The organism is Candidatus Thermoplasmatota archaeon (genome assembly GCA_035541015.1).
Taxonomy (GTDB): Archaea; Thermoplasmatota; SW-10-69-26; order JACQPN01; family JAIVGT01; genus DATLFM01.
The window spans coordinates 1-5,263 of the sequence record DATLFM010000058.1 but is presented as its reverse complement, the minus strand read 5'-3'; the positions used below and the strand labels follow the sequence as shown (position 1 = coordinate 5,263).

At 72.2% G+C, this 5,263-nt stretch carries 3 protein-coding genes; all 3 read left to right on the top strand.

Annotated elements, in window-relative coordinates:
- Positions 1–863: TldD/PmbA family protein (locus tag VM681_05385; GenBank protein HVL87424.1), on the top strand; the 863-nt coding region annotated here is incomplete at its 5' end.
- Positions 860–2,233: a TldD/PmbA family protein gene (locus tag VM681_05380; GenBank protein HVL87423.1), complete on the top strand. Its 1,374-nt coding sequence runs from the start codon at positions 860–862 to the stop codon at positions 2,231–2,233. The genes VM681_05385 and VM681_05380, both read left to right, overlap by 4 nt.
- 117 nt (positions 2,234–2,350) lie before the next feature.
- The coding region (locus VM681_05375; GenBank protein HVL87422.1) for a hypothetical protein at positions 2,351–5,263 on the top strand (2,913 nt) is incomplete at its 3' end.

Sequence of the window (5,263 nt, the reverse complement as noted above, 5' to 3'; positions counted from 1 at the left end):
GTAGGATCCCCGCCGACCGTTGCGTTCGGCGGGGATCCTACCGCGCGCGCGTGGGCGCCACGGCGGGAATGGAGTTCCTGCCCGATTCGCGTTGCCTCGAGGCCGTCGAGGACGCGTGCCGCCGGGCAATTCGCCAGCTTTCGGCCAAGAAGCCGCCCTCGGGGCGCCTGCCGGTCGTGGCCGATCCCGAGCTCACGGGCGTCTTCTGCCACGAGGCGATCGGGCACGCCGCGGAGGCGGATCTCGTCCTGGCCGGGGAAAGCCAGCTCGCCGGGCGCCTGGGGCAGCGCGTCGCGCCCGAGGCCGTCACGATCGTGGACGATTCCACGCTCCCCCGCGGCTACGGGAGCTTTGCCGTCGACGACGAGGGCGCGCCGGCGCGGGTGAAGCGCATCATCGAGCGGGGCGTGCTCACGGAGTTTCTCCATTCGCGCGAGACGGCCGCGCAGCTTGGGGGCGAGGCAAACGGTGCCGCACGCGCCGAGAGCTACGCGTCGCCCCCGCTCGTCCGCATGTCGAACACGCTCATGCGCGCGGGCGATTGGTCGCTCGAGGAGATGCTCGAGGACGTACGGTGCGGCGTTCTTGCCGTCGGGAGCCGCGGCGGTCAGGTCGACACGGCCAAGGGGCCCTTCCAGTTCACCGCCCAGGAGGCGTTCCTCATCGAGCGCGGCGAGGTGACCCGGCCGCTCTTGGACGTGGGCATCTCCGGCGACATGCTTCCCACGCTTGCGAGCATCGACGCCGTCGGAGACACGGTGGGGCTTGGATCGCCGGGCATGTGCGGCAAGGGGCAATGGGTTCCCGTGTGCGACGGTGGACCCCACGTACGCATCGGAAACGTCGTCGTGGGGGGCGCATGACGCTGGCGGCGGGACCCTCGCTTCGGCCGGCCGCGCGCCGTGTGGTGGAGGCGGCGCTTGCGGAGGGCGCGCAGCACGCGGAAGCGTTTGTTCAAGCCACCGACGGCGTCGCGGCCCGGATCGACCGCGACAGCGTTCAAGGCGTCGAGTCTGCGCGCGAGCGGGGCGTGGGTCTTCGCGTCGTGGTGCGCGGCCGCTACGGGTTCGCCTACGCCACGTCGGACGCCGACCTTCGCCGGCTCGTGTCCTCCGCGATCGCCGCGGCCCGGCGCGGACGGCCGGGCGGGAGCTTTCCGGAGCCCTCGCGGCTGCCCGCTGCGCCGCGCACGTACGATCCCGCCGTCGCGCGCGCGACCCCCGCGCGCCTGTGCGCCGCGCTCTTGCGCGAGCTTTCGGCGGCGCATCGGACGCATGCTTTGGTCCGCTTGGCCGGCGGCGGCGCCACCGCGTCGGTCGAACGCGTCGCGCTTGCCAACGACCACGGCCTTGCCGTCGAGGAGCGAGGCACGCACGCAAGCGTGAGCGCCTACGCGATCCTGCGGGACGGTGCTGGCCCCGCGACGACGGGCCACGAGTTCAAGCAGAGCCGGTTCGTCGACGCGCTTTCGGCGCCCGTGGGACGCGCGGCCGCGTCCCTCGCCGTCCGCTCGCGACGGCCGCGGGCCGCTCCTCGCGGACGCGTCCGCATGGTGCTGTCGCCCGAGGTCGGGGCGGAGCTTCTGGAGCTTGCCCTGCGCGGGCTGCGGCTGGAGCCGCTGCGCCGCGGCCAGTCGCCCTTCCGCGCCAAGCCCGGCGAGAAGGTCGCTTCGCCGTCCGTCTCGATCGTGGACGATCCGCTCCTTCCGGGCGGGTTGGCGGCGGGCGCCTTCGACGACGACGGCTTTCCGGCGCGGCGCCACGAGATCGTGCGCGAAGGGACCCGCGTGGGCCACTTCGCGAGCCTCGCCGACGGTTGGCGGTACGCGGAGCCGCCGCAGGGGTCCTCGCTGCGAGCCGCCGGGGGGGACCGGAGCTACCGCAGCCTTCCCGTCGCGGTCGGGCGTTGCCTACGCATCGAGGGGCCACGCAGGACGCGTTCGGACTTGCTGCGGGAGGCCCGCGGCGGCGTGCTCGTCCGGGACGTGATCGGGGTCCACACGGCAAACTCGGCCACCGGGGAGTTCCAGGTCACAAGCACCCTGCTGTTCTCCCTGCGCGGCGGTGAGGAAGGCCCCGCCCTTCGGCCCGTCGTCGTTTCGGGAAGCGTGAAGAGCTTCCTTGCGGGCATCCGGGCCTTGTCCCGGGAGGAGAAGGATCTCCACGGCTCGGCAAGCGGCGTTTCGCTACGGATGCCCTACCTCCTGGTGGAAGGGCTCTCCCTGACCGGATAAGGGGCCCGCGGAGGAGGGCCGGACACGCACCGGCGTCGTTACCCCCTGCGGTGACAGGCGGGCCCTTAAGTGGCGTCGGGGGAACGGTCCGGCGCCGTAACCGTCGAGGGAGTAACCTTGGTTAGGAGCCCCACGGCCGGGAGCCGACCCGGCGCCGTCCTGCTCCTCCTCGCGATCGCATTGGGGCCCGTCCTGTCGGCCGTTCCGACGGCGCGCGCCGCCGGCGAGTCCGTGGAGGTGCAAGATCCCATCGTCCTCCAGGGCGAGGCCAGCCGCTTCCGTGTCCACTTCGGGGTCCCGGAGACCGCCTTGCGGGTGGAGGTCTCCTGCATCCCTTGCGGGCCAGCCTACGCGCTGGATCTTGCCTCCCCCGAAGGGCGAACGGCCACGGGCCAAGGCTTCTCGGACCTGCAGTTCCCGTACGACTTCCCCGCCGCCCTCTTCGCCCGCGAGCCGCGCCACGAGGCCACCTACCGCATTCGCGTCGAGAGCGCCGGCGTCCTCCTGGCCCAAGGCAGCTTCGACGTGCGGTTGACCGACGCCCACACGCGAAACGGGGTCGTCGAGACGACGGACATGCTTCTGGTGCGGTCGGTCGGCCACGCCGCGGGATCCGAAGCGACGCTCACCCTCCGCTCCTGGGCGGCCTCGGGGGCCCTCACCACGCTGGGCGCCTTTCGCCTCATCGCCGACGGGCAGGGGATCGTCCAGTACCGCTGGCTTGTGCCCAAGCACATCGCGCGCGAGCGCGTCTGCCCCGAGCGCGGGGACCTGTGCTCAAACGCCACCGTCGAGCTTTCCTCCGGCAAGGGGGTCGAGCGAAGCGCGTTCCGCATCAAGCCCGCAACGATCGCCGCCACGATTTTGCGCGCGCCGGGCATGGGCGGCGAGCCCGACGTCGTGACCCGGACCGAGCTTGTCCCCCTCGCCTTCCGCCTCTCCTATCACAACGGGCCCGTCCTCCCCGAGGACTTCTTCGGCGGAGCGCCCGAGGTCCTCGTCGAGCGCCGCGAGGCCGGCGGCGGCGCGACCGTGGTGGCCCGGGTGCCCGCCCGCTGGCAGGACCAGTCGTGGCGGCTGGATTGGGACGTTCCCCGCAACGCGACCCTCACGCTTGCCGCGGCGCCGACCTACCGCTTCGTGATGGCAACGACGGCCGATCGTTACGGCAACGCCGTCGTGCCGACCGCCTCGGCGCCCTTTGGAGTTCGTGAGTTCACGTTCGAGCCGGGGCTTCTGGAACACCCGCCGGAGCGCGCCGAGCGCGGATCGAACCTCACGGTCCTCTACGAGCTCCGCTACGCCAACGGACAGCCGTTCACGCATCAGGACAACGCGAGCGCCCTTCGCGTCGCCCTGCTCAACGCGGGCTCGAACGCGGAGGTTCGCCGCGCGGACGCCGTGCACGTCGGGGAGGGTCGATGGCGGGCGCAGTTCCACCTGCCGCCCGAGTTCTCCCAGCTTGGCAATTACACGATTCGTCTCTCGCCCGCGCGCGACCGGGACGGCAACGCGATTCCCGCCAACCTCACGCCCGTGTTCGAGGTCGGGACGGCCTCGATCCACCTCGCGGCAAACGTCTCCGTGGGCGGCGAGCCTCGCGGCGGCGACGGGCAGCGGCCGCTCTCCCGCGGTGACACCTTCCTCGTCACGGTGCGAGGCAGCTACGCGGACGGCACCGTGTTCAACGCTTCGCGAGCCAGGGACGACCTCGTCCTTGCCAACTTCACGCGTCCCGACGGCACGTCGAGCCTGCACGCGCTCCGCGAGACCGATCCCAGGGCCGGGATCTTCGCCGGTCGCATCGCGATCCCCTGCTGCGAGGCGCCCATCGGCCCTTGGACGCTCGCCCTTTCGGCCCGCGACGGCGAGCGGGAGCCGAACGTCGCTCGCGCCACCCTCCTGCTGGCGGTGGAGGGGTATCGCGTTCCCGTCCGCGAGTCGGCGCCTCCGCCGCCGACTCTGCGGGCCGGGGTCGCGATCGATTGGCGGTTCCGCCTTTCGCTTCCCGACGGCACCTCGCTCACCCCGTCGGACATGAACGTCCTGGGCGTTCGCCTCGTGCGTGGAGCCGACCGCGAGCCCGTGCGCACGCTTCCGCTCACCGCGCAGGGCGGCGAGTGGGTCGCGCGGTTCGCCTCCTCGAGCGACGAGCGGCTGGACCTCTACCGGTTCCGCGTCGAAGGCTCCGACCTTCGGGGGAACATCGTCGACGGCGAGAGCACGGCGTTCTCCCTTGTCTCCGAGGCGCGATCGCGCGACGTCCTTTCCCAACCGCCCGCCTCCATCGTCCGGGGCGAGCGCGCGCACGCGATCTTTCGCGGCGCCGTCGGCGACAGGGGTCCCGAAGGCGGCGCGCCGCGGATCGAATGGCAAACCTTCGACGAGGGCGCCCAGGCGTGGGTCGTGCACGTGCGGGACGTGCGCGTCAACGACTCGGCGCTGACGCCGGATCATTTCGGCGTGGCCGTCACGAGCGAGCGCACGCCGTTGGGCCTGCACCGCCTCGTGCTCGTGGGGCAAGCGGCCGGGGGCGCCGTCCTGTCGGCCGAGACGCGCACGTTTGTTGTCGAGGCCACCGGCATCGTGCGTCCGCTTGCGGGCGAACCTCCCACGGAGATCGTCAAGGGCGAAACGCTGCGCCTCCTTGTCACCCGCCGCGACGGCGATCGCGTGGACGACGTGCGGATGGAGTCGGCGGCGGGCCGCACCGCCGGCGCGGTGCTCTCGCGCATCGCCGACCGTTTCGTGCTTTCTTGGACGCCCCACGCCCGGATTCCCGGGGGATTGTGGACCATCACCGTCTTTGGAAGCGACCTGGACGGCAACCGCTACGAAACGGCCCACGCCGTCCGTGTCATCGATCTTGCGCTTGCGCCCGAGCTGCAGGAGGAGCCTTCGGAGTTCGTTCGCGGCGGAACGGCCGTCGTGCGGTTCACGCTGCGGTACCCCGACAGCGGCGGCTTCTTGGCCGGCGACGGCACCCCCGTGGCCATCGTCCTTGGCGCCGTCGGCGCCAAGGACGATGGC

Excerpts from the sequence above, each read along its gene's own strand:
- VM681_05380 (HVL87423.1), top strand. The coding sequence starts at position 860 with ATGACGCTGGCGGCGGGACCCTCGCTTCGGCCGGCCGCGCGCCGTGTG.